General features: G+C 70.5%; 24 protein-coding genes. 18 read left to right on the top strand and 6 right to left on the bottom strand.

Features of this window, described 5'->3' with window-relative positions; genetic code table 11:
• Nucleotides 1-24 precede the first annotated feature (24 nt).
• The 11 genes from ftsW to Q8A52_RS19160 all read left to right on the top strand — a co-directional run bounded on the left by ftsW (nt 25) and on the right by Q8A52_RS19160 (nt 9,574).
• Nucleotides 25-1,377, top strand: a complete 1,353-nt coding sequence (ftsW, locus tag Q8A52_RS19210; RefSeq protein WP_316753778.1) for a putative lipid II flippase FtsW — start codon at nt 25-27, stop codon at nt 1,375-1,377.
• Nucleotides 1,378-1,383: 6 nt separating this feature from the next.
• On the top strand, nt 1,384-2,475 hold the full coding sequence (gene murG / locus Q8A52_RS19205; protein WP_316753775.1) for an undecaprenyldiphospho-muramoylpentapeptide beta-N-acetylglucosaminyltransferase: 1,092 nt from the start codon (nt 1,384-1,386) through the stop codon (nt 2,473-2,475).
• Between the two features lie 138 nt (nt 2,476-2,613).
• Entirely contained in the window at nt 2,614-3,408 is a 795-nt protein-coding gene (locus Q8A52_RS19200) for a cell division protein FtsQ/DivIB (protein WP_316753774.1), read from the top strand.
• 279 nt (nt 3,409-3,687) lie between these two features.
• Nucleotides 3,688-4,887: a cell division protein FtsZ gene (ftsZ, locus tag Q8A52_RS19195; protein WP_316753772.1), complete on the top strand. Its 1,200-nt coding sequence runs from the start codon at nt 3,688-3,690 to the stop codon at nt 4,885-4,887.
• On the top strand, nt 4,884-5,615 hold the full coding sequence (gene pgeF / locus Q8A52_RS19190) for a peptidoglycan editing factor PgeF (RefSeq protein WP_316753770.1): 732 nt from the start codon (nt 4,884-4,886) through the stop codon (nt 5,613-5,615). The genes ftsZ and pgeF overlap by 4 nt, the downstream gene beginning before the upstream one ends.
• A gap of 6 nt (nt 5,616-5,621) precedes the next feature.
• Nucleotides 5,622-6,341: a YggS family pyridoxal phosphate-dependent enzyme gene (locus Q8A52_RS19185; RefSeq protein WP_316753768.1), complete on the top strand. Its 720-nt coding sequence runs from the start codon at nt 5,622-5,624 to the stop codon at nt 6,339-6,341.
• Nucleotides 6,342-6,468: 127 nt separating this feature from the next.
• The gene (locus tag Q8A52_RS19180) at nt 6,469-7,110 is read left to right on the top strand and encodes a cell division protein SepF (RefSeq protein WP_263207751.1); all 642 of its coding nucleotides are present in this window, start codon (nt 6,469-6,471) and stop codon (nt 7,108-7,110) included.
• A 49-nt stretch (nt 7,111-7,159) separates the two neighbouring features.
• Nucleotides 7,160-7,444, top strand: coding sequence for a YggT family protein (locus tag Q8A52_RS19175; protein ID WP_263207749.1), 285 nt, complete (start codon nt 7,160-7,162; stop codon nt 7,442-7,444).
• Nucleotides 7,445-7,497: 53 nt separating this feature from the next.
• Nucleotides 7,498-8,658 carry a DivIVA domain-containing protein gene (locus Q8A52_RS19170; protein WP_316753763.1) on the top strand — a complete coding sequence of 387 codons (1,161 nt, stop codon included), beginning with the start codon at nt 7,498-7,500 and terminating at the stop codon, nt 8,656-8,658.
• A 134-nt stretch (nt 8,659-8,792) separates the two neighbouring features.
• Nucleotides 8,793-9,305, top strand: coding sequence for a hypothetical protein (locus Q8A52_RS19165; protein WP_316753761.1), 513 nt, complete (start codon nt 8,793-8,795; stop codon nt 9,303-9,305).
• Nucleotides 9,306-9,340: 35 nt separating this feature from the next.
• Nucleotides 9,341-9,574, top strand: a complete 234-nt coding sequence (locus tag Q8A52_RS19160) for a hypothetical protein (protein ID WP_316753759.1) — start codon at nt 9,341-9,343, stop codon at nt 9,572-9,574.
• A gap of 208 nt (nt 9,575-9,782) precedes the next feature.
• On the opposite strand, the gene ileS is transcribed toward Q8A52_RS19160, so the two are convergent.
• Nucleotides 9,783-12,929 carry an isoleucine--tRNA ligase gene (gene ileS / locus Q8A52_RS19155; RefSeq protein WP_316753757.1) on the bottom strand — a complete coding sequence of 1,049 codons (3,147 nt, stop codon included), beginning with the start codon at nt 12,927-12,929 and terminating at the stop codon, nt 9,783-9,785.
• Between the two features lie 615 nt (nt 12,930-13,544).
• On the opposite strand from ileS, the gene Q8A52_RS19150 reads away from it, so the two are divergent.
• The 6 genes from Q8A52_RS19150 (at nt 13,545) to Q8A52_RS19125 (ending at nt 19,542) form a co-directional block, all read left to right on the top strand.
• Nucleotides 13,545-14,852 (top strand): TraR/DksA family transcriptional regulator, encoded by a 1,308-nt coding sequence (locus tag Q8A52_RS19150; RefSeq protein WP_316753755.1) that lies wholly within the window; start codon nt 13,545-13,547, stop codon nt 14,850-14,852.
• Nucleotides 14,853-14,919: 67 nt separating this feature from the next.
• Entirely contained in the window at nt 14,920-15,543 is a 624-nt protein-coding gene (gene lspA, locus Q8A52_RS19145) for a signal peptidase II (RefSeq protein WP_316753754.1), read from the top strand.
• A gap of 52 nt (nt 15,544-15,595) precedes the next feature.
• A complete protein-coding gene (locus tag Q8A52_RS19140; protein ID WP_316753752.1) occupies nt 15,596-16,540 on the top strand; it encodes an RluA family pseudouridine synthase in 945 nt (314 codons plus the stop codon).
• The gene (locus Q8A52_RS19135) at nt 16,537-17,004 is read left to right on the top strand and encodes a GNAT family N-acetyltransferase (RefSeq protein WP_316753750.1); all 468 of its coding nucleotides are present in this window, start codon (nt 16,537-16,539) and stop codon (nt 17,002-17,004) included. Before Q8A52_RS19140 ends, Q8A52_RS19135 begins: the two co-directional genes overlap by 4 nt.
• Nucleotides 17,005-17,092: 88 nt before the next feature.
• On the top strand, nt 17,093-18,679 hold the full coding sequence (locus Q8A52_RS19130; protein WP_316753748.1) for a Na+/H+ antiporter: 1,587 nt from the start codon (nt 17,093-17,095) through the stop codon (nt 18,677-18,679).
• A 122-nt stretch (nt 18,680-18,801) separates the two neighbouring features.
• Complete coding sequence (locus tag Q8A52_RS19125) at nt 18,802-19,542, top strand: SDR family NAD(P)-dependent oxidoreductase (protein WP_316753746.1); 741 nt, start codon at nt 18,802-18,804, stop codon at nt 19,540-19,542.
• A gap of 37 nt (nt 19,543-19,579) precedes the next feature.
• On the opposite strand, the gene Q8A52_RS19120 is transcribed toward Q8A52_RS19125, so the two are convergent.
• Nucleotides 19,580-20,683 (bottom strand): mechanosensitive ion channel family protein, encoded by a 1,104-nt coding sequence (locus tag Q8A52_RS19120; RefSeq protein ID WP_316753745.1) that lies wholly within the window; start codon nt 20,681-20,683, stop codon nt 19,580-19,582.
• 107 nt (nt 20,684-20,790) lie between these two features.
• Between Q8A52_RS19120 and Q8A52_RS19115 the strand changes: the two genes are divergently transcribed.
• Complete coding sequence (locus Q8A52_RS19115; RefSeq protein ID WP_316753743.1) at nt 20,791-21,360, top strand: dienelactone hydrolase family protein; 570 nt, start codon at nt 20,791-20,793, stop codon at nt 21,358-21,360.
• A 7-nt stretch (nt 21,361-21,367) separates the two neighbouring features.
• On the opposite strand, the gene Q8A52_RS19110 is transcribed toward Q8A52_RS19115, so the two are convergent.
• The 4 genes from Q8A52_RS19110 to Q8A52_RS19095 form a co-directional block, all read right to left on the bottom strand.
• Nucleotides 21,368-23,038, bottom strand: coding sequence for an alkaline phosphatase D family protein (locus tag Q8A52_RS19110; protein WP_316753740.1), 1,671 nt, complete (start codon nt 23,036-23,038; stop codon nt 21,368-21,370).
• 104 nt (nt 23,039-23,142) lie between these two features.
• Nucleotides 23,143-23,961 (bottom strand): thioredoxin domain-containing protein, encoded by an 819-nt coding sequence (locus Q8A52_RS19105; RefSeq protein WP_316753738.1) that lies wholly within the window; start codon nt 23,959-23,961, stop codon nt 23,143-23,145.
• 80 nt (nt 23,962-24,041) lie between these two features.
• Nucleotides 24,042-24,734, bottom strand: coding sequence for a hypothetical protein (locus Q8A52_RS19100; RefSeq protein ID WP_316753736.1), 693 nt, complete (start codon nt 24,732-24,734; stop codon nt 24,042-24,044).
• 67 nt (nt 24,735-24,801) lie between these two features.
• Nucleotides 24,802-26,127 carry a DUF2252 domain-containing protein gene (locus tag Q8A52_RS19095; RefSeq protein ID WP_316753734.1) on the bottom strand — a complete coding sequence of 442 codons (1,326 nt, stop codon included), beginning with the start codon at nt 26,125-26,127 and terminating at the stop codon, nt 24,802-24,804.
• Nucleotides 26,128-26,154: the final 27 nt, after the last annotated feature.

Genomic DNA, 26,154 nt, shown 5'->3' with positions numbered 1-26,154 from the left:
GGCTCAGGCCGGGAGGAGCCGGGGATGTCCGGTAGCCGTACGGGGCGTCCGCCGGTTCGGCGGACCGCCGGACGGCCCACGGCCCCCCGCGGCCCGCGTGAGAACCCCGTACGACGGCTCTACACGCGCGCGCGGAAGGCCTGGGACCGGCCGCTGACCGCGTACTACCTGATCGTCGGCGGCAGCCTGCTGATCACCGTGCTCGGCCTGGTGATGGTCTACTCGGCCTCCCAGATCACAGCGCTCCAGCTTGCGCTGCCGGGCTCGTACTTCTTCCGCAAGCAGTTCCTGGCCGCCGTCATCGGCGGCGGTCTGATGTTCGCCGCCTCCCGCATGCCGGTGAAACTGCACCGGGCGCTGGCCTACCCGATCCTCGCCGGCGCCGTGTTCCTGATGGTCCTGGTGCAGGTGCCGGGGATAGGGATGGCGGTCAACGGCAACCAGAACTGGATCTCCCTCGGCGGCTCCTTCCAGATCCAGCCGAGCGAGTTCGGCAAGCTGGCGCTGGTGCTGTGGGGCGCGGACCTGATCGCGCGCAAGCAGGAGAAGAAGCTGCTGACCCAGTGGAAGCACATGCTGGTGCCGCTGGTCCCGGGCGCCTTCCTGCTGCTCGGGCTGATCATGCTCGGCGGCGACATGGGCACGGCGATCATCCTCACCGCGATCCTGTTCGGGCTGCTGTGGCTGGCGGGAGCGCCCACCCGGCTGTTCGTCGGTGTGCTCTCGGTCGCCTCCGCGATCGGTGTGATCCTCATCAAGACCAGTCCCAACCGCATGGCCCGGCTCGCCTGCATCGGCGCCACCGAGCCGCGCTCCGGGGTCACCGACTGCTGGCAGGCGGTGCACGGCATCTACGCCCTCGCCTCCGGCGGACTCTTCGGCTCCGGACTCGGCGCGAGCGTGGAAAAATGGGGCCAACTACCTGAAGCCCACACCGACTTCATCTTCGCCGTCACCGGTGAGGAACTGGGCCTCGCCGGGACGCTGTCGGTGCTGGCCCTCTTCGCGGCTCTAGGCTATGCGGGTATCCGCGTGGCCGGACGCACGGAGGACCCCTTCGTGAGGTATGCCGCGGGAGGCGTGACCACCTGGATCACCGCCCAGGCAGTGATCAACATCGGTGCGGTGCTCGGTCTGCTGCCGATCGCCGGCGTCCCCCTCCCGCTGTTCTCCTACGGAGGTTCCGCCCTGCTGCCGACCATGTTCGCCATCGGGCTGCTGATCGCCTTCGCGCGCGACGAGCCCGCAGCACGGGCGGCACTTGCCATGCGGCAACCTCGGTTTGGTAGAAAGCGGGCCGGGGGTACTCCGGGACCCCGGAGATGGAACACGATGCGACGGCGTGCCTCGGTGGCGCGCTCGTCCGGAGAGCGGTGAATTTCGGTGCATGTCGTACTCGCCGGTGGGGGGACCGCCGGCCACATCGAGCCCGCGCTCGCCCTCGCGGATGCCCTGCGCAGGCAGGACCCCACCGTGGGGATCACGGCCCTGGGCACTGAGCGCGGCCTGGAGACCAGGCTCGTGCCCGAGCGCGGCTACGAGCTCGCGCTGATCCCGGCGGTGCCGCTGCCGCGCAAGCCCACGCCCGAGCTGATCACCGTGCCGGGCCGGTTGCGCGGCACGATCAAGGCGACCGAGCAGATCCTGGAGCGCACCAAAGCCGACTGCGTGGTCGGCTTCGGCGGCTATGTGGCCCTGCCCGCCTATCTCGCCGCCAAGCGCCTCGGTGTGCCGATCGTGATCCACGAGGCCAACGCCCGGCCCGGGCTCGCCAACAAGATCGGCTCCCGGTACGCCGCCCAGGTCGCCGTCTCCACGCCCGACAGCAAGCTGCGAGGCGCCCGCTACATCGGCATTCCGCTGCGCCGCTCCATCGCCACCCTGGACCGCGCGGCCGCGCGTCCCGAGGCGCGCGCCCGCTTCGGCCTGGACCCGAACCTGCCCACGCTGCTCGTCTCCGGCGGCTCGCAGGGCGCCCGCCGTCTCAACGAGGTGGTCCAGCAGGTCGCTCCCTGGCTCCAGCAGGCAGGCATCCAGATCCTGCACGCGGTCGGCCCGAAGAATGAACTTCCGCAGGTGCATCAGATGCCGGGGATGCCCCCCTACATCCCGGTAAGTTATCTGGACCGGATGGACCTCGCGTACGCCGCGGCCGACATGATGCTCTGCCGCGCGGGCGCGATGACCGTCGCCGAACTCTCCGCCGTCGGACTCCCGGCCGCCTATGTCCCGCTGCCCATCGGCAACGGCGAACAGCGGCTCAACGCTCAGCCGGTGGTCAAGGCCGGAGGCGGGCTGCTGGTCGACGACGCGGAGCTGACCCCCGAGTGGGTCCAGCAGAACGTCCTGCCCGTGCTCGCCGACCCGCACCGGTTGTACGAGATGTCCCGCTCCGCCGGTGAGTTCGGCCGCCGGGATGCCGACGACCTGCTCGTCGGCATGGTGTACGAGGCGATCGCCTCGCACCGTCGCTAGCATCGGCGAGTGATCCGAGGGGGCGCGTCGGTGCCGGGAGGTCGAGCACGCGGAGGCCCTGAGGGCTGAGCGCGGTCGGGCTCTCGACACCGGCTGAGGCACCCCGGAGGGCAACCGAGCCGTGAAAGGAGCGCGCGCGTGGCCGGACCGACCACCACCGAGCGTGGTGAGCGTCAGCAGGAGTCGTCCGGCCCGCCGCTCGTCCGCCGGTTGAGGAATCCCCGCGTTCGTACGATCGTCATCCTGGCCGCTGCCGTCGTGCTCCTCGGTGCCGGTTCCGTCTGGCTGTTGTACGGCTCGCAGTGGCTGCGCGTGCAACACGTGTCGGTGTCGGGGACGCGCGTCCTGACGCCCGCACAGGTGCGCGAGGCCGCCGATGTGCCGGTCGGGGCACCGCTGATTTCGGTCGACACCGATGCGATCGGGGCCCGACTTCGCAAGAAATTGCCCCGAATTGACACGGTTGATGTGATCCGTTCCTGGCCCCGGGGAATCGGGCTGAAAGTGACCGAGCGCACGCCGGTCCTGCTTGTCCGAAAGGGCGGAAAGTTTGTCGAAGTGGACGACGAAGGTGTCCGTTTCGCCACGGTTTCGCAGGCGCCGAAAGGCGTTCCGACGCTGGAATCGACGGCGTCCCGGCGGGGTTCGGCCACCGCGAGCCTGCGGCGATTCGGGCCGGACCGGCTCGTGCGCGAGGCGGTCCGGGTGGCCGGCGACATTCCGGCCGCCGTCGCGCGCGACACCCGGGTCGTCAAGGTCCGTTCCTACGACGACATCTCGCTGGAGTTGACCGGCGGCCGCACGGTCGCCTGGGGCAGTTCCGAGAGCGGTCGCGCCAAGGCCCGCACCCTCACCGCCCTGATGAAAGCCTCGTCCGGTGCACGGCACTTCGATGTCAGTGTTCCCACCGCCCCTGCGTCAGCGGGGAGTTGACGCATATCAGTGCAGGCCAGCACCCTGGTTGGGCACCGCTATGCCTGATCACATAGGGTGAAAAGAAAAACGGGAGGTTCGGCGTGTTCGTTGAACGTGCGCCACTTGTCGACTTAGTGTCCTGTTCAGAAGACTTCAAGGAACGGAAACACTGGTAACCCTAAACTTCAGCGTTAGGGTTCGGGTCGGCGCTCGGACCGTCCCATTCGGCATCAGTCGGCGGAGCGCGGCGGACCCGCGAGACGACGGCAACGTAATTCGAGGCGAGAGGCCTTCGACGTGGCAGCACCGCAGAACTACCTCGCAGTCATCAAGGTCATCGGTGTCGGCGGCGGTGGTGTCAATGCCATCAACCGGATGATCGAGGTCGGTCTCAAGGGTGTCGAGTTCATCGCCATCAACACCGACGCGCAGGCGCTGTTGATGAGCGATGCCGACGTCAAGCTCGACGTCGGCCGCGAACTGACGCGCGGACTCGGAGCCGGAGCCAACCCGGCCGTCGGCCGCAAGGCCGCCGAGGACCACCGCGAGGAGATCGAGGAGGTCCTCAAGGGGGCCGACATGGTCTTCGTGACGGCCGGTGAAGGCGGCGGCACCGGCACCGGCGGCGCGCCCGTCGTGGCCAACATCGCGCGCTCCCTGGGTGCCCTCACCATCGGCGTGGTCACGCGCCCGTTCACCTTCGAGGGACGGCGCCGGGCGAACCAGGCCGAGGACGGCATCGCCGAGCTCCGCGAAGAGGTCGACACCCTCATCGTCATCCCGAACGACCGGCTGCTGTCCATCTCGGACCGCCAGGTCTCGGTGCTCGACGCCTTCAAGTCGGCCGACCAGGTTCTGCTCTCCGGTGTCCAGGGCATCACCGACCTCATCACCACCCCCGGCCTGATCAACCTCGACTTCGCCGACGTCAAGTCGGTCATGTCCGAGGCCGGCTCCGCCCTCATGGGCATCGGCTCGGCCCGCGGCGACGACCGCGCGGTGGCCGCGGCCGAGATGGCGATCTCCTCTCCGCTGCTCGAGGCGTCCATCGACGGCGCGCGGGGCGTGCTGCTGTCCATCTCCGGTGGCTCCGACCTCGGCCTGTTCGAGATCAACGAGGCCGCCCAGCTGGTCAGCGAGGCCGCCCACCCCGAGGCCAACATCATCTTCGGCGCGGTGATCGACGACGCCCTCGGCGACGAGGTCCGGGTCACCGTGATCGCGGCCGGCTTCGACGGCGGTCAGCCGCCGGCCCGCCGGGACAACGTCCTCGGCTCGGCCTCGGCCTCCGCCCGCCGTGACGAGCCCGCTCCGGTGCGGCAGCCGGAGAGCCGCCCGTCCTTCGGTTCGCTCGGCAGCGTGACCCCGAAGGAGGAGCCGGAGCCCGCTCCCGCCCCGGTGAACGAGACCCCGGCCGTCCCGCCGATCACGCCGGCGCCGCGGACCTACGCGGACAGCGCGGCCGAGGAACTGGACGTGCCGGACTTCCTGAAGTGATAGGACAGCGCGACACCGTGAACGGCGCGCACTTCGCCTTCACCGACAGGTGGGGCGGGGTGAGCGCCGTTCCGTACGAAGAGCTCAACCTCGGCGGGGCGGTCGGTGACGACCCCGCCGCCGTCCGGGCCAACCGCGAACGCGCGGCCAAGTCCCTGGGGATCGACCCGGGCCGAGTGGTCTGGATGAACCAGGTGCACGGCGCGGACGTGGTCGTGGTGGACGGGCCCTGGGGCTCCGCCGCGGAGATCCCCTCGGCCGACGCGGTCGTCACCGCCCGCCGCGGGCTCGCCCTGGCCGTGCTCACCGCCGACTGTGTGCCGGTGCTGCTCGCCGACCCGGTCGCCAAGATCGTCGCCGCGGCCCACGCGGGCCGCCCCGGGATGGTCGCCGGGGTCGTCCCCGCCGCCGTACGGGCCATGGTGGAACTCGGCGCCGAGCCGTCCCGGATCGTCGCCCGCACCGGGCCCGCCGTCTGCGGCCGGTGTTACGAAGTGCCGGAAGCGATGCGCGCCGAGGTGGCCGCCGTCGAACCGGCGGCGCACTGCGAGACGAGCTGGGGCACACCGGCGGTCGATGTGAGCGCCGGAGTGCACGCACAGCTCGAACGGCTCGGGGTGCACGACCGGGAGCAGTCGCCGGTGTGCACGCTCGAGTCGGGCGACCACTTCTCGTACCGCCGCGACCGCACCACCGGACGGCTCGCGGGCTATGTGTGGCTGGACTGATGGGGCATGACGGACCGTAAGACTGAACTCGCCCGAAACCTGGCGAAGGTGGAGGAACGCATCGCCGCCGCGTGCGCGGCCGCCGGGCGCAAGCGGGAAGAGGTGACCCTGATCGTGGTCACCAAGACCTATCCGGCGAGCGATGTACGGATGCTGTCGGAACTCGGTGTGCGTCATGTGGCCGAGAACCGCGACCAGGACGCGGCCCCCAAGGCCGCCGCCTGTGCGGATCTGCCCCTTAATTGGCACTTTGTCGGCCAATTGCAGACCAACAAGGTGCGATCCGTGGTCGGTTACGCGAATGTCGTGCAGTCCGTCGACCGTTCCCGGCTCGTCACGGCTCTGTCGAACGAGGCCGAGCGGGCCGGGCGCGAGGTGGGATGCCTCCTCCAGGTCGCGCTGGACGCGGGCGAGGCCGGCCGGGGTGAGCGGGGTGGCGTGGCGCCCGGCGGAATCGAAGAGTTGGCCGACCTCGTCGCCCGTGCTCCGGGGCTGCGGCTCGACGGACTGATGACCGTCGCTCCGTTGACCGGCGAATATGCGGGGCGTCAACAGGCGGCGTTCGAGCGGTTGATGGATTTGTCGACTGACCTGCGCCGAACCCATCCGGCTGCGAACATGGTCTCTGCAGGGATGAGTGCGGACCTCGAGGAGGCCGTGGCGGCCGGGGCGACACATGTGCGCGTCGGCACCGCGGTGCTCGGAGTCCGCCCCAGGCTCGGGTAACGTCGCCAGGAAGTCGGACCACAGCAGAAAATATGGTCAATGCCGCCGAAGGCGGGCACAACGACCACGTGGATCGCAGGACTTGGCAATCGTCAGTCGATCCACCACAGAGCGGAGGACTCAGAGCATGGCCGGCGCGATGCGCAAGATGGCGGTCTACCTCGGCCTCGTGGAGGACGATGGGTACGACGGCCGCGGATTCGATCCCGACGACGACTTCGAGCCTGAACTGGACCCGGAGCCCGAGCGGGACCACCGGCGGCACGAGCCGTCACATCAGTCACACGCCGCACATCAGTCCCAAAGAGACGAAGCGGTGCGAGTGGTGCAGCCTCCCGCGCAACGCGAACCGGTGTCCCATGCGGCTTCGCTACCCGCGGAATCCGGCCGCCCGGCGCGGATCGCGCCCGTGGCGTCCATCACACAAGAACGTCAGTCCCTGGAGAAGAACGCACCGGTGATCATGCCCAAGGTCGTGTCGGAACGAGAGCCGTACCGGATCACCACGCTTCACCCCCGGACCTACAACGAGGCCCGTACCATCGGGGAACACTTCCGTGAGGGCACCCCGGTGATCATGAATCTGACTGAGATGGATGACACAGATGCGAAGCGACTTGTCGACTTTGCGGCGGGATTGGTGTTTGGTCTTCACGGCAGCATCGAGCGGGTGACGCAGAAGGTGTTCCTGTTGTCGCCTGCTAACGTCGATGTCACGGCGGAGGACAAGGCCCGCATCGCAGAGGGCGGGTTCTTCAACCAGAGCTGAGACGCAGACCGGTCAAACGCACGGAACAGGGGAGAGGGAAGCACGGATCATGAGCGTGTTCCTGGACGTGATCTACATCGCGCTGATGTGCTTCCTCATCGTGCTGATCTTCCGGTTGGTCATGGACTACGTCTTTCAGTTCGCCCGCTCATGGCAACCCGGCAAGGCGATGGTGGTCGTTCTGGAGGCCACCTACACTGTCACCGATCCACCGCTCAAGCTTCTGCGGCGGTTCATTCCGCCGCTGCGTCTCGGGGGCGTGGCGCTCGACCTGTCCTTCTTCGTACTGATGATCATCGTCTACATCCTGATCTCGATCGTGAGCCGGCTGTGAGCGATGTGAACTACCGTCTTGCCGAATGCCGACGACTACGTTGAGGTGAAGAGATGCCGTTGACCCCCGAGGACGTGCGGAACAAGCAGTTCACGACCGTCCGCCTCCGAGAAGGCTATGACGAGGACGAGGTCGATGCCTTCCTCGACGAGGTCGAAGCCGAGCTGACCCGACTGCTTCGTGAGAACGAGGACCTGCGCGCCAAACTGGCCGCGGCGACGCGTGCTGCTGCCCAGAACCAGCAGAACATGCGCAAGCCTCCGGAGCAGGATGGGCCTCCCGGCATGCCTCAGCAGGGGATGCGAGGTCCCGGCGCTCCGGTACCCGCCGGCATATCGGGCCCGCCGCAGCAGCAGATGGGTGGCCCCATGGGAGGCCCGCCCCAGCTGCCCAGCGGTGCTCCGCAGCTGCCGGCCGGTCCCAGTGGCCAGGGCGGTCCGCAGGGTCCCGGTCCGATGGGCCAGGGTCCGATGGGCCAGGGCCCCGGCATGGGTCAGGGTATGGGCCCGGGCATGGGACAGGGTCCTATGGGCGGTCAGCCCCCGATGCAGCAGATGGGCGGCCCGATGGGCGGCCCCATGGGCGGCCCGATGGGCGGCCCCGGTCAGGCCCCCGGTGGCGACAGCGCCGCCCGTGTCCTCTCGCTGGCCCAGCAGACCGCCGACCAGGCGATCGCCGAGGCCCGCTCCGAGGCGAACAAGATCGTCGGCGAGGCCCGCAGCCGCGCCGAGGGTCTGGAGCGTGACGCCCGTGCCAAGGCAGACGCCCTGGAGCGGGACGCGCAGGAGAAGCACCGCGTCGCGATGGGCTCCCTGGAGTCCGCCCGCGCCACGCTGGAGCGCAAGGTCGAGGACCTGCGTGGCTTCGAGCGCGAGTACCGCACGCGCCTGAAGTCGTACCTGGAGTCGCAGCTGCGCCAGCTGGAGACCCAGGCCGACGACTCGCTCGCCCCGCCGCGCGCCCCGGCCACGGCCTCCCTCCCGCCGTCCCCGGCGCCTTCCATGGCTCCGGCAGGCGCGAGTGCCCCGTCCTACGGCGGCAACCAGCCCATGGGTGGTCCCCCGGCGCCCGCTGCCCCGTCCTACGGCGGCCAGCAGCAGATGTCCCCGGCGATGACCCAGCCGATGGCTCCCGTCCGTCCGCAGGGCCCCGGCCCGATGGGCCAGGCTCCCTCGCCGATGCGCGGGTTCCTGATCGACGAGGACGACAACTGACGGCCGGCACGGTCAGTAGTACGCCTTAGGCGTCGGCGGCGTTCAACAGGGCGGGGCCCCGGATTTCGATCCGGGGCCCCGCCCTGTTTACGCGTGTTGACGGTGATGTCGGTGGGGGCTGTAGCGTGCGCACCGTGGAAGATCTGGAGTTCTCCGGGTACCGGCAGGCCGACGCCGAGACGCTGCGGCGCTGGGAGGCATGGGCGAGCGAGGCCCGAACGCAGCTGGCGGCGGCGGGGCTGCCCGTGGAACCGCACGGACTGGACCCGGCCGTGGGAGCGGGCGCCGTCGTGGAGGTCGACCCGGGAGCGGACGAGGCGGGCGGGGTCTACGTCAGCTGGCGCCCGGCGCCGGTGCTCCGGGTGGCCGCGATGCGCTGTGCCATGGCGCAGCGGTCCGACGACCCGGTGCTCGGGCACATACGCGCGATCGACGAGGCGATGACGGAGGCGATCCGCGCCGTCCTCACCGCGGGCGGCTTCGTGATCGGTGAGAGCCCGAACGATTTTGCGGAGGGCGCGGTCTGTGTGATCGGCCCTCCGCGTCGGCGGTTGCTGGAGTCGTTGGGCCTGGAGGCGCCGTGCTGCCCGGGGGTGCCCGACATGGGCCGGGGTCCGGCTCCCGTGGGGGGACCGGGCTTCGAGTAGGCGCGTGCGTTACGCAGTTGGAAGGCAGTTGGACGGTGAGCGTCGGGCCGTCGTCGGCGCTCGGCTCGGTGTGCTCGCCCGGTGCCGCGATGACCGCCGGGTTCGTGATCGGTGAGAGCCCGAGCGATGTCGCGGAGGGCGCGGTCTGGGTGATCGGCCCTCCGCGTCGGCGGTTGCTGGAGTCGTTGGGCCTGGAGGCGCCGTGCTGCCCGGGGGTGCCCGACATGGGCCGGGGTCCGGCTCCCGTGGGGGGACCGGGCTTCGAGTAGGCGCGTGCGTTACGCAGTTGGAAGGCAGTTGGACGGTGAGCGTCGGGCCGTCGTCGGCGCTCGGCTCGGTGTGCTCGCCCGGTGCCGCGATGACCGCCGGGTTCGTGATCGGTGAGAGCCCGAGCGAGCGGACGGTGCGGTGCCCGGGCCCGAGGGGGGTGGGGGCCCGGCCCCCATGGGAAGACCGGGCCCCGACCAGCCGCGTGGCTCAGGCCTTGCGCAGGCGGAACGTGAGCGACAGGCCCTCGTCGGTGAACGGCTCGCCGTAGGTGTCGTCCGCCTCGCCCTGGGCGAAGTCGGTCGCCAGGACCTCGTCGGCGATCAGCTCGGCGTGCTCGCTCAGGGCCCCGATGACCGCCGGGTCCGTGGAGGTCCAGCGCAGCGCGATGCGGTCGGCCACGTCGAGGCCGCTGTTCTTGCGGGCCTCCTGGATCAGCCGGATCGCGTCACGGGCGAGGCCCGCCTGCCGCAGCTCCTCCGTGATCTCCAGGTCGAGGGCGACCGTGGCGCCGGAGTCGGAGGCGACCGACCAGCCCTCGCGCGGGGTCTCGGTGATGATCACCTCGTCTGGAGCGAGGGTAACCGTCTCCCCGTCGACCTCCACCGACGCCGTGCCCTCGCGCAGGGCGAGGGACAGCGCCGCCGCGTCGGCGTTCGCGATGGCCTTGGCCACGTCCTGGACCCGCTTGCCGAAGCGCTTGCCCAGGGCCCGGAAGTTCGCCTTGGCGGTGGTGTCCACCAGGGAACCGCCGACCTCGGACAGCGAGGCCAGGGAGCTGACGTTCAGCTCCTCGGTGATCTGCGTGTGCAGCTCCCGGTCGAGGGACTCGAAGCCCGCGACCGCCACCAGGGCACGGGACAGCGGCTGTCGGGTCTTGACGCCCGACTCCGCGCGCGTGGCGCGGCCCAGTTCCACCAGGCGCCGGACCAGGACCATCTGCTTCGACAGCTCCGGGTCGATCGCGGACAGGTCCGCCTGCGGCCAGGACGCCAGGTGCACCGACTCCGGGGCGCCCGGGGTCACCGGCACGACCAGGTCCTGCCAGACCCGCTCGGTGATGAACGGGGTCAGCGGGGCCATCAGCTTGGTGACCGTCTCGACGACCTCGTGCAGGGTGCGCAGCGCGGCCTTGTCGCCCTGCCAGAAGCGGCGGCGCGACCTGCGGACGTACCAGTTCGACAGGTCGTCGACGAACGCCGACAGCAGCTTGCCGGCGCGCTGGGTGTCGTACGCCTCGAGCGCCTGCGTCACCTGGTCGGTGAGCGCGTGCAGTTCGGACAGCAGCCAGCGATCCAGCACCGGGCGGTCGGCCGGGGCCGGGTCGGCCGCGCTGGGCGCCCAGTTCGACGTACGGGCGTACAGGGCCTGGAAGGCGACCGTGTTCCAGTACGTGAGGAGCGTCTTGCGGACGACCTCCTGGATGGTGCCGTGACCGACTCGGCGCGCCGCCCACGGGGAGCCGCCGGCCGCCATGAACCAGCGCACCGCGTCCGCGCCGTGCTGATCCATGAGCGGGATCGGCTGCAGGATGTTGCCCAGGTGCTTGGACATCTTGCGGCCGTCCTCGGCGAGGATGTGGCCCAGGCATACGACGTTCTCGTACGACGACTTGTCGAAGACCAGCGTGCCAACTGCCATCAGTGTGTAGAACCAGCCGCGGGTCTGGTCGATCGCCTCGGAGATGAACTGCGCCGGGTAGCGGCTCTCGAACAGCTCCTTGTTCTTGTACGGGTAGCCCCACTGCGCGAACGGCATCGAGCCCGAGTCGTACCAGGCGTCGATGACCTCGGGCACGCGCGTGGCCGGCCTGGCGCACTGCGGGCAGTCGAAGGTGACGTCGTCGATGAACGGGCGGTGCGGGTCGAGCTGGGACTGGTCCGTGCCGGTCAGCTCGCTGAGCTCGGCGCGGGAGCCGACGACGGTGAGGTGGTCGTCCTCGCAGCGCCAGATGGGCAGCGGGGTGCCCCAGTAGCGGTTGCGGGAGAGCGCCCAGTCGATGTTGTTGTTCAGCCAGTCGCCGAAGCGGCCGTGCTTGACCGTCTCCGGGAACCAGTTGGTCTTCTCGTTCTCTTCGAGGAGGCGGTCCTTGACGGCCGTCGTGCGGATGTACCAGGACGGCTGCGCGTAGTACAGCAGCGCGGTGTGGCAACGCCAGCAGTGCGGGTAGCTGTGCTCGTAGGGCAGGTGCTTGAAGAGCAGGCCGCGGTCCCCCAGGTCCTCGGTGAGCTTTTCGTCGGCCTTCTTGAAGAAGACGCCGCCGACCAGCGGGACGTCCTCCTCGAAGGTGCCGTCGGGGCGGACCGGGTTGACCACGGGCAGGCCGTAGGCGCGGCAGACCCTGAGGTCGTCCTCACCGAAGGCGGGGGACTGGTGGACCAGACCCGTACCGTCCTCGGTCGTGACGTATTCGGCGTTCACCACGAAGTGGGCCGGCTCCGGGAACTCAACGAGCTCGAACGGACGTTGATAGGTCCAGCGCTCCATCTCGGCGCCCGTGAAGGTCTGGCCCGTGCGCTCCCAGCCCTCGCCGAGCGCCTTCTCGACGAGCTGCTCGGCGACGACGAGCTTCTCTGCGCCGTCCGGGCCCTTCGTCGCGACGACATAGGTGACCTCGGGGTGCGCGGCGACCGCCGTGTTGGACACCAGGGTCCAGGGGGTGGTCGTCCACACCAGGAGCGCGGCCTGGCCGGCGAGCGGACCGGAGGTGAGCGGGAAACGGACATACACGGACGGGTCGACGACCGTCTCGTAGCCCTGCGCCAGCTCGTGGTCCGACAGGCCGGTGCCGCAGCGCGGGCACCAGGGGGCGACGCGGTGGTCCTGGACCAGCAGGCCCTTGTTGAAGATCTCCTTCAGCGACCACCAGACCGATTCGATGTACTCGGGGTCCATCGTGACGTAGGCGTCGTCGAGGTCGACCCAGTAGCCCATGCGGGTCGTGAGCTGGGTGAAGGCGTCGGTGTGCCGGAGCACGGACTCCCGGCACCTGGCGTTGAACTCGGCGATGCCGTACGCCTCGATGTCCTGCTTGCCGGAGAAGCCGAGCTCCTTCTCGACAGCCAGCTCCACGGGCAGGCCGTGGCAGTCCCAGCCGGCCTTGCGGGCCACGTGGTAGCCGCGCATGGTGCGGAAGCGGGGGAAGACGTCCTTGAAGACGCGCGCCTCGATGTGGTGGGCGCCGGGCATGCCGTTCGCGGTGGGCGGGCCCTCGTAGAACACCCACTCGGGGCGGCCCTCGGACTGCTCCAGGCTCTTGGCGAAGATCTTCTGCTCGCGCCAGAAGTCGAGCACCGCGTGCTCGAGCGCGGGCAGGTCGACCTGGGCGGGTACCTGGCGGTACGTCGGCGCTGTCATCTGCGAGCTTCCTCCAACGGACTTGCTGCCTTCCGTCGGAGGGACGAGAGCCGTATGTGCTACGTACGCCGTGTGCGGCGCGCTCCCGCGGTACCACCCTCCTTGGCTCCCCGTGCGCCGTATGCGCCGGTGAGCCCCCTCATTGGGGTCGCGATGCCGGTTCTACCGGCCCCTGGGCCTGCGCTGGGGCTTTCTTCCGACGGCTCCGGGGTGATCTTCACGTCGCGCTCGCCCCCGGGCTTCCACCGTCCCCGGGTCGCTCTGGGCTGCGTACGTCGCTACTCGTCCCCATCCACGCTTTTCGCTCCGCCCAGTGTACGGCGCCGCGGGGACAGCGGCCGACCGGATTTACGGTGCCCCTGCGCGGAGGCCGGGCAGGGGCACCGGCCGATGGCGAGATGACCCGAATGGCGAGGTACGCGTGTTCGGATCCCGGGATGCCCGGCCCGGCGGATTACCTGGCGGGGAGCTGGGCACAACGCATGCAGACCTGCTGCGCGGGGGGCGCGGGGCGGGCGAATCGGGCGGCGTGCCCCGTTGCCGCGGGACTCAAGTCGATTTATCGTCCCAGCACGATTCGCGTGCAAGATCACAATATGTGAAGGGGCCGCGGCCATGGTGGTGAAACAGACCGCCGTACAGCAGTCGGCGTCCAGCAGTTCCAGGGGCGCGGCGGCCTCCGGCAGCGCGGATGCCTCCGGCGGTACGGCCAAGGGCATAGGGGGGAAGAAGAGCACGCAGAAGGGCACCGCTAGGCGGACTGCGAACTCCGTGAACCCGGTGAAGACGGTGCGGTCGGCCGATGCCGAGGAATCCGTCGCGAAGAAGGCGACCGCTGGGAGGGCGGCTCCTTCGAAGAAGGCGGTCGAGGGGGAGGGGGGCCGGAGACGCGCGGGCAAGAAGGCGGCAACCGGGACGACGGCGGCCGGCAAGGCAGTCACCGAGCAGGCTGCGGGCAGGAAGGCCGCCTCCAAGAAAGCAGCCTCCAAGAAGGCCGCCCCGAAGAAATCGGCCGGCAAGGAGTCGGCTGCCAAGGCGACGGGGACCAAGAAGCCCTCCGCCGAGAAGCCCGCTGCCAAGAAGGTGACCGTGAAGACGTCGATTGCCGATCGGACGGCTGTTGAGGAGATCGCCGACGCCGACGCGAGGACGGCAGTCAAGAAGGCCGCCACCTCGAAGAAGAGGGCCACCGAGAAGAAGGCCACCGAGAAGAAGGCCACCGAGAAGGGGGTCGCCGAGAAGGCCGTCGGAAAGAAGACGGTCGCGGGGAAGGCGGATGCCGGGAAGGCCGCCGACGCCAAAAAGGCTGTCGCCAAGGGGGGCGCGGAGAGCGCCGGCGCGGAGGGCGCGTCCCGGAAGAGCACCTCCACCAGGGGGGCGGCCAAGAAGAGCACGGCCAAGAAAGCGGGCGCGGCGCGGGCCGCGAAGCAGACGGGAGCCACGACGGTGGTTGCGAAGAAGACTCCTGGCACGGCCACGGCGGCAAAGACCGCCGTCCCCAAGGCGCGGGTTGCCGCGGTGGAGCCCGGCGAGCTCGCGGTGCGCCCGGGCGAGGACCCCTGGACGAAGGAGGAGGTCGAGGAGGCACGCGCCGAGCTGCTGTCCGAGGAGGCGCGGCTACGAGCGGAGATCACCTCCTCCGAGGAGTCCATCGTCGGCCTGATGCGGGACTCCGGGGACGGCGCGGGCGACGACCAGGCGGACACCGGCACCAAGAACATCACGCGCGAGCACGAGATGGCCCTGGCCGCCAACGCGCGCGAGATGCTCGTCCAGACCGAGCGCGCCCTGGAACGCCTGGACGCGGGCACCTACGGCCTGTGCGAGAACTGCGGCAACCCCATCGGCAAGGCCCGGATGCAGGCCTTCCCGCGCGCCACCCTGTGCGTGGAGTGCAAGCAGAAGCAGGAACGCCGCTACTGAGCACAGGGGTCGTCCGAGGCGTGCCGTAGTCTCGTCCTCAGTCAGGCACCTAGGTTGAGGGACTCACGTGGCAGAGGCGGAGCGCATCATCGGTACGCCGGACACCCCGGACGACGGAGGCGAGAAGGCGGCAGCGGCCGACGCGCCCGGCGTCTCGGGTGCGTCCGGCGCGGACGAGCGGGGGGCCGTGGCCGAGCGGCCCCGGGGCAAGCGCCGGATCGCCGTGCTGTTCGCGGTGGCCGCCTTCGCGTACGCCCTCGACCTGATCAGCAAGATGTTCGTGGTCGCCAGGCTGGAGCACCACGCGCCGATCAAGCTCGTCGGGGACTGGCTGGAGCTCAACGCCCTGCGCAACCCCGGAGCGGCCTTCGGCTTCGGGCAGGCCTTCACGATCATCTTCACGGTGATCGCGGCCGCCGTGATCGTGGTGATCATCCGCCTCGCCCGCAAGCTCTACAGCCTGCCCTGGGCGATCGCGCTGGGTCTGCTGCTGGGCGGTGCGCTCGGCAACCTCACCGACCGGATCTTCCGTTCACCGGGACTCTTCGAGGGCGAGGTCGTCGACTTCATCGCGCCCAAGGGCTTCGCGGTCTTCAACCTGGCCGACTCGGCGATCGTCTGCGGCGGCATCCTGATCGTGCTCCTGTCCTTCCGCGGTCTGGACCCGGACGGCACCGTCCACAAGGACTGAGGCCGCAGGACTCTCGTACGGGGCTGTCTCACCCGTCCGGCATACTCGACGGGTGAGGACGATTCCCGAGATCCGTACCCTGCCCGTGCCCGACGGCCTGGAGGGCGAGCGCGTCGACGCCGCCATCTCCCGCATGTTCGGCTTCTCCCGTACGAAGGCGGCGGAGCTCGCCGCGGCAGGCAAGGTGCAGGTCGACGGCTCGGTGGTCGGCAAGTCCGAGCGGGTGCACGGCGGCGCCTGGCTCGAGGTCGAGATGCCGCAGGCACCCGCGCCGGTGCAGGTGGTGGCCGAGCCGGTCGAGGGCATGGAGATCGTGCACGACGACGATGACGTGGTCGTGATCGTCAAGCCGGTCGGTGTCGCCGCGCACCCGTCGCCGGGCTGGAGCGGGCCGACCGTGATCGGCGGCCTGGCCGCCGCCGGCTACCGGATCTCCACCTCGGGCGCCGCCGAGCGCCAGGGCATCGTGCACCGCCTCGACGTCGGCACCTCCGGCCTGATGGTGGTCGCCAAGTCCGAGTACGCGTACACGTCGCTCAAGCGCCAGTTCAAGGAGCGCACGGTCGACAAGCGTTACCACACGCTCGTCCAGGGCCATCCCGACCCGACCAGCGGCACCATCGACGCGCCCATCGGCCGCCACCCCCACCACGACTACAAGTGGGCGGTCACGGCCGAGGGCAAGCCCTCCGTGACCCACTACGACCTCATCGAGGCCTTCCGCGCCGCCTCCCTGCTCGACGTGAAGCTGGAGACCGGCCGCACCCACCAGATCCGCGTCCACATGGCCGCCCACCGCCACCCGTGCGTCGGCGACCTGACCTACGGCGCCGACCCGACCCTCGCCAGGCGTCTCCGGCTCACCCGCCAGTGGCTGCACGCCGTCCGGCTCGGCTTCGAGCACCCCGGGGACGGGCAGTGGGTCGAGTTCGAGTGCGACTATCCCGAGGACCTTCAGCAGGCCCTGGAACAGGTCCGCGAGGAGACCTGGGCATGAGTGCGCCCTACGTGGTGCGGATCGCCGACGACCTCGCCGACCGCGAGGCGTGCTTCGCGGTGCGCAAGGAGGTCTTCGTCGTCGAGCAGCGCGTCCCGCAGGACATCGAGTACGACGAGTACGACGCCGTGGCCGTGCACGTGCTGGCGGTCCGGGAGGACGGCCTGCCGCTCGGCACCGGTCGGTTGCTGTCCGGCGAGGCGGCCGCCTCGAAGACCGGCGCCGACCCGGCGGTGGGCTCCCTGGGGCGGCTCGCCGTCGCCCGGAAGGCACGCGGGCTCGGCGTCGGCGTCGCGCTCGTGCGGGCCATCGAGGAGGCGGCACGCACGCGTGGGCTGACCGCGATGGACCTGCACGCCCAGACGCACGCGCTGGGCTTCTACGAGCGCCTCGGGTACGAGGCGTACGGCCCGGAGTATCCGGAGGCGGGGATCCCGCACCGGGCGATGCGGCGCTCCCTGTAGCGGCCGGGGCCGCCGACAGGCCGGTGGGAAGGCGGCCGTGGCAGGCTTGAGGCCTGCTGTGTGATCGTCGACTCCCGGAGCGCCGGCCGTGGATCAGTTGGCCCTGTTGTTCGTGTTGCTGCTGGGGGCCCTGGTGAGCGTCCCGGTGGGTGACCGGCTGGGCCTGCCCGCTCCGGTGCTCATGACGCTGCTCGGCATCGCCCTCGCGGTGGCCGACTTCGTGCCGAACGTCGACTTCCCGCCCGAGCTGATCCTGCCGCTGCTGCTGCCGCCCCTGCTGTACGCGGCGGTGAGACGGACCTCGTGGCGGCAGTTCGCGGCCAACAAGCGGCCGATCTTCCTGCTGGCCGTGGCCCTGGTGTTCGTCACAACGGCGAGTGTGGCCGCCGTCGCGGGGGCGATCGTGCCGGGGCTGCCGATGGCCGCCGCCGTGGCGCTGGGCGCGCTGGTGGCCCCGCCCGACCCGGTCGCCGCCACCGCCGTCGCCGGGCAGCTCGGGCTGCCGCGCCGACTGGTGTCGATCCTGGAGGGCGAGGGGCTGTTCAACGACGTCACGGCGATCGTGCTCTACCACGTGGCGATCGCCGCCGTCGTCAGCGGCACCTTCTCGCCGTGGCGGGCCGGTCTCGACCTCGTGCTGTCCGCGGTGGTCGCCGTTGCGGTGGGGCTCGCGCTGGGCTGGGGCGCGAACAAGCTGCTCGACCTGCTGGGCGACCCCACCCTGCAGATCGGCCTGACCCTGCTGGTGCCGTACGCGTCGTACGTGCTCGCGGAGGAGCTGCACGGGTCCGGGGTGCTCGCCGTGCTCACCGCCGCCCTGTTCCTCGCCGAGTACGCCCTGGGTGCCGACGACGTGATGACACGGCTCGCCGGACACACGTTCTGGGACATCGTGGACACGCTCGTCACCGGGGTCGCGTTCGGGCTGATCGGCCTGGAGCTGCACAACGCGATCCGGACGGCGTCCGGGCGGTGGGGCGAGATGCTGGGCTGGGCGGGCACCGTCGTGGCCGTGGTGGTGTTCGTACGGCTGGTGTGGCTGCTCCCCGCCACCTGGCTGACCAAGCGGCTGCACGCCAAGCGGGACTACGACGAGGACATCCCGATGAGCTGGCGGGAGACGGTCGTCATGTGGTGGTCGGGGATGCGCGGGGTGGCCTCGGTGGCGCTGGCGCTGGCCATCCCGCTGAAGACCGACGACGGATCCGCCTTCCCGGACCGGGACGAGATCGTGTTCATCGCGTTCGGGGTGATCATGGCGACGCTCGTGCTGCAGGGGCTGACCCTGCCGTGGCTGGTGAAGCGGCTGGGGGTGCAGGCCGACAACGAGCGGGAGAAGGAGTTCGAGAAGCAGCTGGCCGTGCGGGCGGCGAAGGCGGCCAAACGCAGGCTGCGGGAGATCGAGCAGGTCGAGGACCTGTCGGAGGAGCTGTCCGAGCAGATGCTGCGGAGCGCCTTCGACATCGGCGTGCGGATCAGCCCGGACATGGGCGAGGAGGAGCGGCGGGAGGCCCACCAGCAGCGGGTCCGGCGGCTGAAGCGGGTGCGGCGGATCCAGGGGGAGATGCTGAGCGCGGCGCGGCACGAGGTGCTGGCGGCGCGGAGCGAGCCGGGGGCGGATCCGGAGGTCGTGGACCGGGTGCTTCGGCATCTGGACGTGCGAAGCCTGCGCTGAGGGCACACGACGCGACGCCGCAGACGCGACGCTGCACACACGACGCGATGGCGGTCATACGAACACACGGCGGCTGTGGATATCCGGAGGCCGGGTCGTCGCGCCGCTCGTACTCTCGGATCATGGCTCGCAACATTGTGATCAGTGGTGGCGGTACGGGGATCGGGCTCGCGACGGCCCGGGTCTTCGCGGCGGACGGGGACCGGGTGCTGCTGCTCGGGCGGCGCGCGGAGGTGCTCGAGAAGGCCGGGGTGCCCGGGGCACTCACCCATGCGGCCGACCTCGGCGACCCGGCGGACGTGCGGGGCGTGGCCCGGTTCGTCGCCGAGGAACTGGGCACCGTCGACGTGCTCGTGCACAGCGCCGGGGGCAACGGGGGACTGGAGCCCGGGCCCGGGACCGACGATCCGCTCGATGCCCTCGCACACGCCTGGGGCATCAACTTCCGGCTCAACACCCTCACCGCCGTGCTGCTCACGGAAGCGCTCAAGGACCGGCTCGCCGACCCGGGAGGCCGGGTGCTTTTCCTGAGCTCCATAGCCGCCTTCCGCGGCTCGGGCAGCGGGGCCTACGCCGCCTCCAAGGCCGCCCTCCATCCGTACGCCCATGACCTGGCCCGGGAACTGGGACCGCGCGGAGTCACCGTGAACGTGGTGGCGCCGGGCTATGTCGAGGACACCGACTTCTTCGGCGGACCGATCGACGATGCGCGCCGGGAACGGCTCGTCGCCGAGACGTCCACCGGCCGGGCCGGCACCCCCGGGGACGTCGCTGCCACCCTGCACTGGCTGGCCTCCCCGTTGGCCGGGCACATCACCTCGCAGATCATCCAGGTCAACGGGGGTGCCGAGCGAGGTCACTGACAGCAGCGGGTCCGATGAAGGAGGGGGTCACCGGGGTTCACCCCCGGCCGGTCCGCGGCGGCTCGTGCGCCCGGCGCACCGCGCCGTCGGGGGAGGGGACGCCGCCCGGCGGCAGGACCGCGTCCGCCGTGTTGACCCGGGGCAGCGCGTACGGATGCTCCGCGCACAGCCAGCGGATCATCTGCTCGCGGACCGCGACCCGCACGGTCCACACGTCGTCCGCGTCCTTGGCGGTCACCAGCGCGCGTACCTGCAGGGTGTTCGGCGTGGAGTCGGTGACCGCGAGCCCGTAGTCACGGCCGTCCCAGGCCGGGCACTCACGCAGAAGGTCCCGGAGCTTCTCGCGCATCGCCTCGACGGGCGCCGAGTGGTCGAGGTGCCAGAAGACGATCCCGGTCATCTGCGGGGTGCCGCGGGACCAGTTCTCGAAGGGTTTGGAGGTGAAGTACGACACGGGCATGGTGATCCGGCGCTCGTCCCAGGTGCGTACGGTCAGGAAGGTCAGCGTGATCTCCTCGACCGTGCCCCACTCGCCGTCCACCACGACGGTGTCGCCGAGCCGCACCATGTCGCCGAAGGCGATCTGCAGCCCCGCGAACATATTGGCCAGCGTGGACTGTGCGGCGACACCGGCGACGATGCCCAGGATGCCGGCGGAGGCCAGCAGCGAGGCACCGGCCGCGCGCATCGCGGGGAACGTCAGCAGCATCGAGGCGACGGCGACCACCCCGACGACCGCCGAGACCACCCGCATGATCAGCGACACCTGGGTGCGGACCCGGCGGAGCCGGGCCGGGTCGCGGTGCGCGCGGGCGTAGCGGCTGTAGGAGGTTTCTACGATCGCCGCCGCGATGCGCACCACCAGCCAGGCCGCCGACCCGATCAGCACCAGGGTCAGCGCCCGGCCGATGCCGACGCGGTGCTCCTGCAGCAGTTCCGCCTGGTCGTAGGATCCTCTGAGCAGGGCCGCGCACAGCACCAGCTGGTAGGGGACGCGGGCGCGGCGCAGCAGGCCCCACAGAGGCGTCTCGCTGTGCCGTTCGTCGGCCTTGCGCAGCAGCAGATCCGTGGCCCACCCGATCAGCACGGTGAGGACCACGGCGCCGCCGACCACGATCAGAGGGCGCAGTACGTTCTCCATGCCTCCGAACGTAACCGGCACCGGGCGGTCACGAACATGTGTGTTCGGGAGCTGGACGGGTAGGGCCGTGGTCGGGCGCTGTCGTACCCGGCTGGCACGATGGCCTCATGAACATCATGCTCTTTCACTCGACCTATGGCCTCGGGCCCGCGGTGCGCGCGGCCGCGGACCGTCTGCGGGCCGCGGGGCACGAGGTGTGGACGCCGGACCTCTTCGACGGGCGCACGTTCGAGACGGTCGAGGAGGGCATGGCCTTCAAGGAGGAGATCGGCAAGGACGAGCTGCTGAAGCGGGCGGTCCTGGCGGCGGCGCCCTACTCGGAGCGGGGGCTCGTGTACGCCGGGTTCTCGCTGGGCGCCTCCGTCGCGCAGACCCTGGCCCTCGGCGACGGCAAGGCGCGCGGACTGCTGCTCCTGCACGGCACGTCGGACATCGCGCCGAGCGCCTCGGTGGACGATCTGCCGGTCCAGCTGCACGTGGCCGAGCCGGACCCGTTCGAGACGGACGACTGGCTGAGCGCCTGGTATCTGCAGATGGGCCGGGCGGGCGCCGATGTGGAGGTCTACCGCTACGCCGGGGCGGGCCACCTCTACACCGACCCCGACCTCCCGGACTACGACGAGGAGGCCGCCGAGGCCACCTGGCGGGTGGCGCTCGGCTTCCTCGAATCGCTCTAGCGGGCCGTTACACGGGGTCGTAGGTGCGCTCGACCTTCTGCGTGCCGGTGCGCGTCCGGTACGAACGCACCCAGGACGAGGTGGCGTTGGCGCTGGTGCGGTCGGACAGGACGTAGTAGTCCATCTGCGCGTGGTCGGCGGTGATGTCCAGGACGCCGTAGCCGTGGCGGTCGGTGTCGACCCAGTGGACGTGCCGGTTGGCGGCGCGGATGATCGGCGAGGCGATCGCGGAGACGGTGCCCTCGGGGACCTTGACGATGTCGTCGAGGTTGTCGGAGGTCACCGACGTGACCACGAACTCCGTGGCGGCCGAGGCCGACAGCGGGTAGGTGCCCGCGTCCACCGGCACGTCGTTGGCCCACGCCATGTGGATGTCACCGGTCAGGAAGACGGTGTTGCCGATGGCGTTGGAGCGCAGGTGGGCCAGCAGCTCGCGGCGGTCGTCGGTGTAGCCGTCCCACTGGTCGGTGTTGGCGGCGATGCCCTCCTGCGGCAGCCCGAGCAGCTTGGCGAGCGGCTTGAGCAGGTCGGCGGAGAGGGAGCCGAAGGAGAACGGCGAGATCATCACCGAGTTGCCGACCAGCCGCCAGGTGGTGTCGGAGGCCTTCAGGCCGGCCTTCAGCCAGTCGAGTTGCGCACGACCCGTGATGGTGCGGTTGGGGTCGTCGACCGAGCCGCTGCCCGTGGACGCCTGCTGCGAGCGGAAGGAGCGCAGGTCGAGCAGGGACAGGTCGGCGAGCTTGCCGAAGCGCAGCCGGCGGTAGGTGGTGCCCGCGACGGCGGGGCGGACCGGCATCCACTCGAAGTAGGCCTGCTTGGCGGCCGCCTGACGGGCGGTCCAGGTGCCCTCGGCGCCTTCGGTGTGGTTGACCGCGCCGCCCGACCAGGCGTTGTCGGCGAACTCGTGGTCGTCCCAGATCGCGACGACCGGCGCCTTGAGGTGCAGGGCCTGCAGGTCCGGGTCGGTCTTGTACTTGCCGTGCCGGGTGCGGTAGTCGGCGAGCGTGAGGATCTCGTTCGCCGGCGCGTGCGGGCGGACGACGGTGCCGCGGGCCGCGTACTCGCCGGACTTGTACTCGTAGATGTAGTCGCCGAGGTGCATCCAGGCGTCGAGGTCGTTGCGGGCGGCGAGGTGACGGTACGCGGAGAAGTAGCCCGCCTCCCAGTTGGCGCAGGAGACCACGCCGAAGCGCAGGCCCGGCACGGCCGCGTCCGCCGCCGGCGCGGTGCGGGTGCGCGCCACCGAAGAGTTGGTGCCGCCCGCCGAGAAGCGGAACCAGTAGTCGGTGGCCGGGGCCAGGCCGCGTATGTCCGCCTTGACGGTGTGGTCGGAGGCGGCGGTCGCGGTGGTGGATCCCTTGGCGACGATGTTCGTCAGCGACTTGTCCGTGGCGACGACCCAGCTCACTTCGGTGTCCGGGCCGAGCCCGGATCCGGGAACCGCGTCGGCGGTGGGGGTCACACGGGTCCACAGCAGGATGCCGTCGGGCAGCGGGTCACCGGAGGCGACGCCGTGCAGGAAGGCGGGAGCCTGGTCGGCGGCGCGCGCCGGAAGGGCGGCGGCGAGCGGTCCGGCCAGGACAGCAGTCGCCGCCGCGGCCTTGACGACCGTACGGCGGCGGGGCGAGAGCGAGTTGAGGCGCTTGGCTGCCTCGGATGGCTTGTATGGACTAGTCACGACCGATCAGGTTACTGATCGGTACGCGCGAGAGCGGGCGAACTCTGAATGTTCGCCCGCCCTTCATGCGGTGATCAGATTCTGACGGGTCGTCAGGAAGGGCATCAGCCCTTCAGGGCCGCGTCGACCACCCTGTTGAAATCGGCCACCGACATGGGCGGGTTGCCCTGGTTGTCGGCGATGAGCTTCTTGCCGTCCAGGACGAAGCTCGGGGTGCCCGTCACGCCGTCCTTGTTGTCGTCGAAGGTCTTCGACATGGCCATCGCCCAGGCGTCGTAGGTGCCCTTCTTGACCGCGTCCTGGAACTTCGCGTTGCCCTTCAGCGCGGGCACGGTGTCGGCGACCTTGATGAGGTAGCCGTCGTCCTTGAACTTGTCGGTCGTCTCGTCCGGGTGCCACTTCGCGGAGTACACGGCGGTCTTGTACTCGAGGAACGCCTCGGGGCTGACATTGAGCGCGGCGCCCAGTGCGCTCAGCGCGTTCTTGGAGCCCACGCCGTTGTCGTGGTTGTCGATGAACGTGCCGCTGATGAACTCGATCTTGTACTTGCCGTCGTCGATGTCCTTCTTCACGGTCGAACCGACGGCCTGCTCGAACGAGGCACACACCGGGCAGCGCGGGTCCTCGTAGACCTTGAGGGTCTTCTTGGCCGTGTCCTTGCCGATGACGACCGTAGTGCCCTTCGTGCCCGTGGTGTTGGCCGGGGCGGCGACGTTGGCGTCCTTCAGGCCCTCCCAGTAGCTGGGCTTGTTGGCCTGGACGACGGCGTAGCCTATGCCGCCCGCCGCGGCCAGTACCGCCACCACCGAGCAGGCCACGATGACCTGCCGCTTGACCTTGGCGCGCTTGGCCTGCTTCTCGCGCTCCAGGCGCAGCCGCTCCCGGGCCGCGTTCTTCGCCGCCTGGCTGTTCCGCTTGCTCATCTTGGTGATCTCCATGTGGGACGCGCACGTGTCGTGCGCGGGATACGTGTGGGGGACTGCTTGTGCTCAGATGCCGTCGCTCAGGCGAGGGCCAGTGAGCGAGAGCAGGAGCACGGCGGTCCACGCCGTCCCAGGGAGTGCACGAGGAGCAGATCGCGGGCGGGGGCCTTGCGCGGCGCGGGACGCGGCGGCCGGCGTACCGGAGCCCGCCGCACCGTGACCGCGCCCACCGCGAGCAGCGGCCGGAAGGCGGTCGCGGCGACCGCCCGCAGAAGCTGGGTCAGCGCCCGCTCGCCCCGGCGCAGCCAGGCGGCCGCGAGGAGGCCGACGCCGACGTGCGCGGCGAGCAGCAGCCACGCGGCGGCCGGGTCGGCGTGCGCGAACAGCGCGGAGGCCTGGCCGGGGCCGCCGGTCACCTGGGCCAGCGGTGTGCCCACGGCACCGCCGCCGCACAGCACGTCCAGGCCGACCGCGCGCAGCGGGCCGGCGACCGGGCCGCCCGCCCTGCCGTAGCACTCGTGCTGACCGGTGGTGAACACCGTGTCGGCGGCCAGTTCCAGCGGGACCAGCAGCGCCGCGATGCGGCCGAAGCCGCGCTCGCGGCCCGCCAGCGCGTACGCGGTGAGGAACACTCCGGCGGCGACCGCCGCCACTGTCGTCAGCGGCAGCGGGGCCCGGGACAGCAGGACGTGCGCCGCGGTGCTGAGTGTCACGACGAACGCCGTGAACAGCGCCGCGCGCACGGCTCTGAGCTGAGTCCCGGATATGTCCATAGCGCTGGAGAGTCTGTCACGTACTCAGGTAAGAGACCCCTAAAGAGGGCCTGTGAATCCGGGAAGGTTACAGCCCCGGAATCCGGCCGTTGCGGAACAGGTCCACGAAGATCTGGTGGTCGGCACGCGCGCGTGCGCCGTAGCTGTGCGCGAAGTCCGACAGCAGGCCCGCGAAGCCCTCCTCGTCGGCCGCGATCGCCGCGTCGATGGCCCGCTCCGTGGAGAACGGCACCAGGGACTCGCCGGAGGTGTCGTCCGCCGCCGCGTGCATGGTGGCGGTGGACCGGCCGAGGTCGGCGACCACGGCCGCGATCTCCTCCGGGTCGTCGATGTCGCCCCAGTCCAGGTCCACGGCGTACGGGGAGACCTCGGCGACCAGCTGGCCCGCGCCGTCCAGCTCGGTCCAGCCCAGCCACGGGTCCGCGTGTGCCTGCAGGGCGCGCTGCGAGATCACCGTGCGGTGGCCCTCGTGCTGGAAGTACTCCGCGATCGCCGGGTCCGTGATGTGCCGGGAGACGGCCGGGGTCTGAGCCTGCTTGATGTAGATCACGACGTCGTTCTCCAGGGCGTCGCTGTGACCCTCCAGGAGGATGTTGTACGACGGCAGGCCGGCCGAGCCGATGCCGATGCCGCGGCGGCCCACGACGTCCTTCACCCGGTACGAGTCCGGGCGGGCCAGGGAGGTCTCCGGCAGCGTCTCCAGATAGCCGTCGAAGGCGGCGAGCACCTTGTAGCGGGTGGCCGCGTCCAGCTCGATGGAACCGCCGCCCGACGCGAAGCGGCGCTCGAAGTCGCGGATCTCGGTCATCGAGTCCAGCAGCCCGAAGCGGGTCAGCGAACGGGCGTCACGCAGCGCGTCGAGGAGGGGACCCTGCGCGGTGTCCAGCGTGAACGGCGGCACCTCGTCGCTCTTGGCGCCGGTCGCCAGCGCGTGGATGCGCTCGCGGTACGCGCCCGCGTACACCTGCACCAGCTCGGTGATCTGCTCGTCGCTGAGCGCCTTCGCGTAGCCGATCAGCGCGATGGAGGCGGAGAAGCGCTTCAGGTCCCAGGTGAAGGGGCCGACGTACGCCTCGTCGAAGTCGTTGACGTTGAAGACCAGGCGGCCGTTCGAGTCCATGTACGTGCCGAAGTTCTCGGCGTGCAGGTCGCCGTGGATCCACACGCGCGAGGTGCGCTCGTCCAGGTACGGGCCGCCGCGCTTCTCTGCGTCGAGGTCGTGGTAGAAGAGGGCCGCCGTGCCCCGGTAGAACGCGAAGGCCGAGGCCGCCATCTTCCGGAACTTCACGCGGAACGCGGCCGGGTCGGCGGCCAGGAGCTGGCCGAAGGCGGTGTCGAAGACGGCGAGGATCTCCTCGCCGCGCTGCTCGTCGTTGAGCTGGGGTACCGACATCGCTGGGTGCCTCCTGGTGCAGGTGAT

The organism is Streptomyces herbicida, from assembly GCF_032656585.1.
Taxonomy (GTDB): Bacteria; Actinomycetota; Actinomycetes; order Streptomycetales; family Streptomycetaceae; genus Streptomyces; species Streptomyces herbicida.
Note: the sequence above shows the minus strand (reverse complement) of the source record. Positions and strands in the feature narration are given on the sequence as shown.

What these genes read in the sequence shown, in the direction of transcription:
- ftsW (WP_316753778.1), top strand. Translation starts at nt 25, where the DNA reads ATGTCCGGTAGCCGTACGGGGCGTCCGCCGGTTCGGCGGACCGCCGGA.
- Q8A52_RS19185 (WP_316753768.1), top strand. Translation starts at nt 5,622, where the DNA reads ATGACGGACCGTAAGACTGAACTCGCCCGAAACCTGGCGAAGGTGGAG.
- Q8A52_RS19180 (WP_263207751.1), top strand. Translation starts at nt 6,469, where the DNA reads ATGGCCGGCGCGATGCGCAAGATGGCGGTCTACCTCGGCCTCGTGGAG.
- Q8A52_RS19175 (WP_263207749.1), top strand. Translation starts at nt 7,160, where the DNA reads ATGAGCGTGTTCCTGGACGTGATCTACATCGCGCTGATGTGCTTCCTC.
- Q8A52_RS19170 (WP_316753763.1), top strand. Translation starts at nt 7,498, where the DNA reads ATGCCGTTGACCCCCGAGGACGTGCGGAACAAGCAGTTCACGACCGTC.
- ileS (WP_316753757.1), bottom strand. Translation starts at nt 12,929, where the DNA reads ATGACAGCGCCGACGTACCGCCAGGTACCCGCCCAGGTCGACCTGCCC.
- Q8A52_RS19150 (WP_316753755.1), top strand. Translation starts at nt 13,545, where the DNA reads ATGGTGGTGAAACAGACCGCCGTACAGCAGTCGGCGTCCAGCAGTTCC.
- Q8A52_RS19135 (WP_316753750.1), top strand. Translation starts at nt 16,537, where the DNA reads ATGAGTGCGCCCTACGTGGTGCGGATCGCCGACGACCTCGCCGACCGC.
- Q8A52_RS19125 (WP_316753746.1), top strand. Translation starts at nt 18,802, where the DNA reads ATGGCTCGCAACATTGTGATCAGTGGTGGCGGTACGGGGATCGGGCTC.
- Q8A52_RS19120 (WP_316753745.1), bottom strand. Translation starts at nt 20,683, where the DNA reads ATGGAGAACGTACTGCGCCCTCTGATCGTGGTCGGCGGCGCCGTGGTC.
- Q8A52_RS19115 (WP_316753743.1), top strand. Translation starts at nt 20,791, where the DNA reads ATGAACATCATGCTCTTTCACTCGACCTATGGCCTCGGGCCCGCGGTG.
- Q8A52_RS19105 (WP_316753738.1), bottom strand. Translation starts at nt 23,961, where the DNA reads ATGAGCAAGCGGAACAGCCAGGCGGCGAAGAACGCGGCCCGGGAGCGG.
- Q8A52_RS19100 (WP_316753736.1), bottom strand. Translation starts at nt 24,734, where the DNA reads ATGGACATATCCGGGACTCAGCTCAGAGCCGTGCGCGCGGCGCTGTTC.
- Q8A52_RS19095 (WP_316753734.1), bottom strand. Translation starts at nt 26,127, where the DNA reads ATGTCGGTACCCCAGCTCAACGACGAGCAGCGCGGCGAGGAGATCCTC.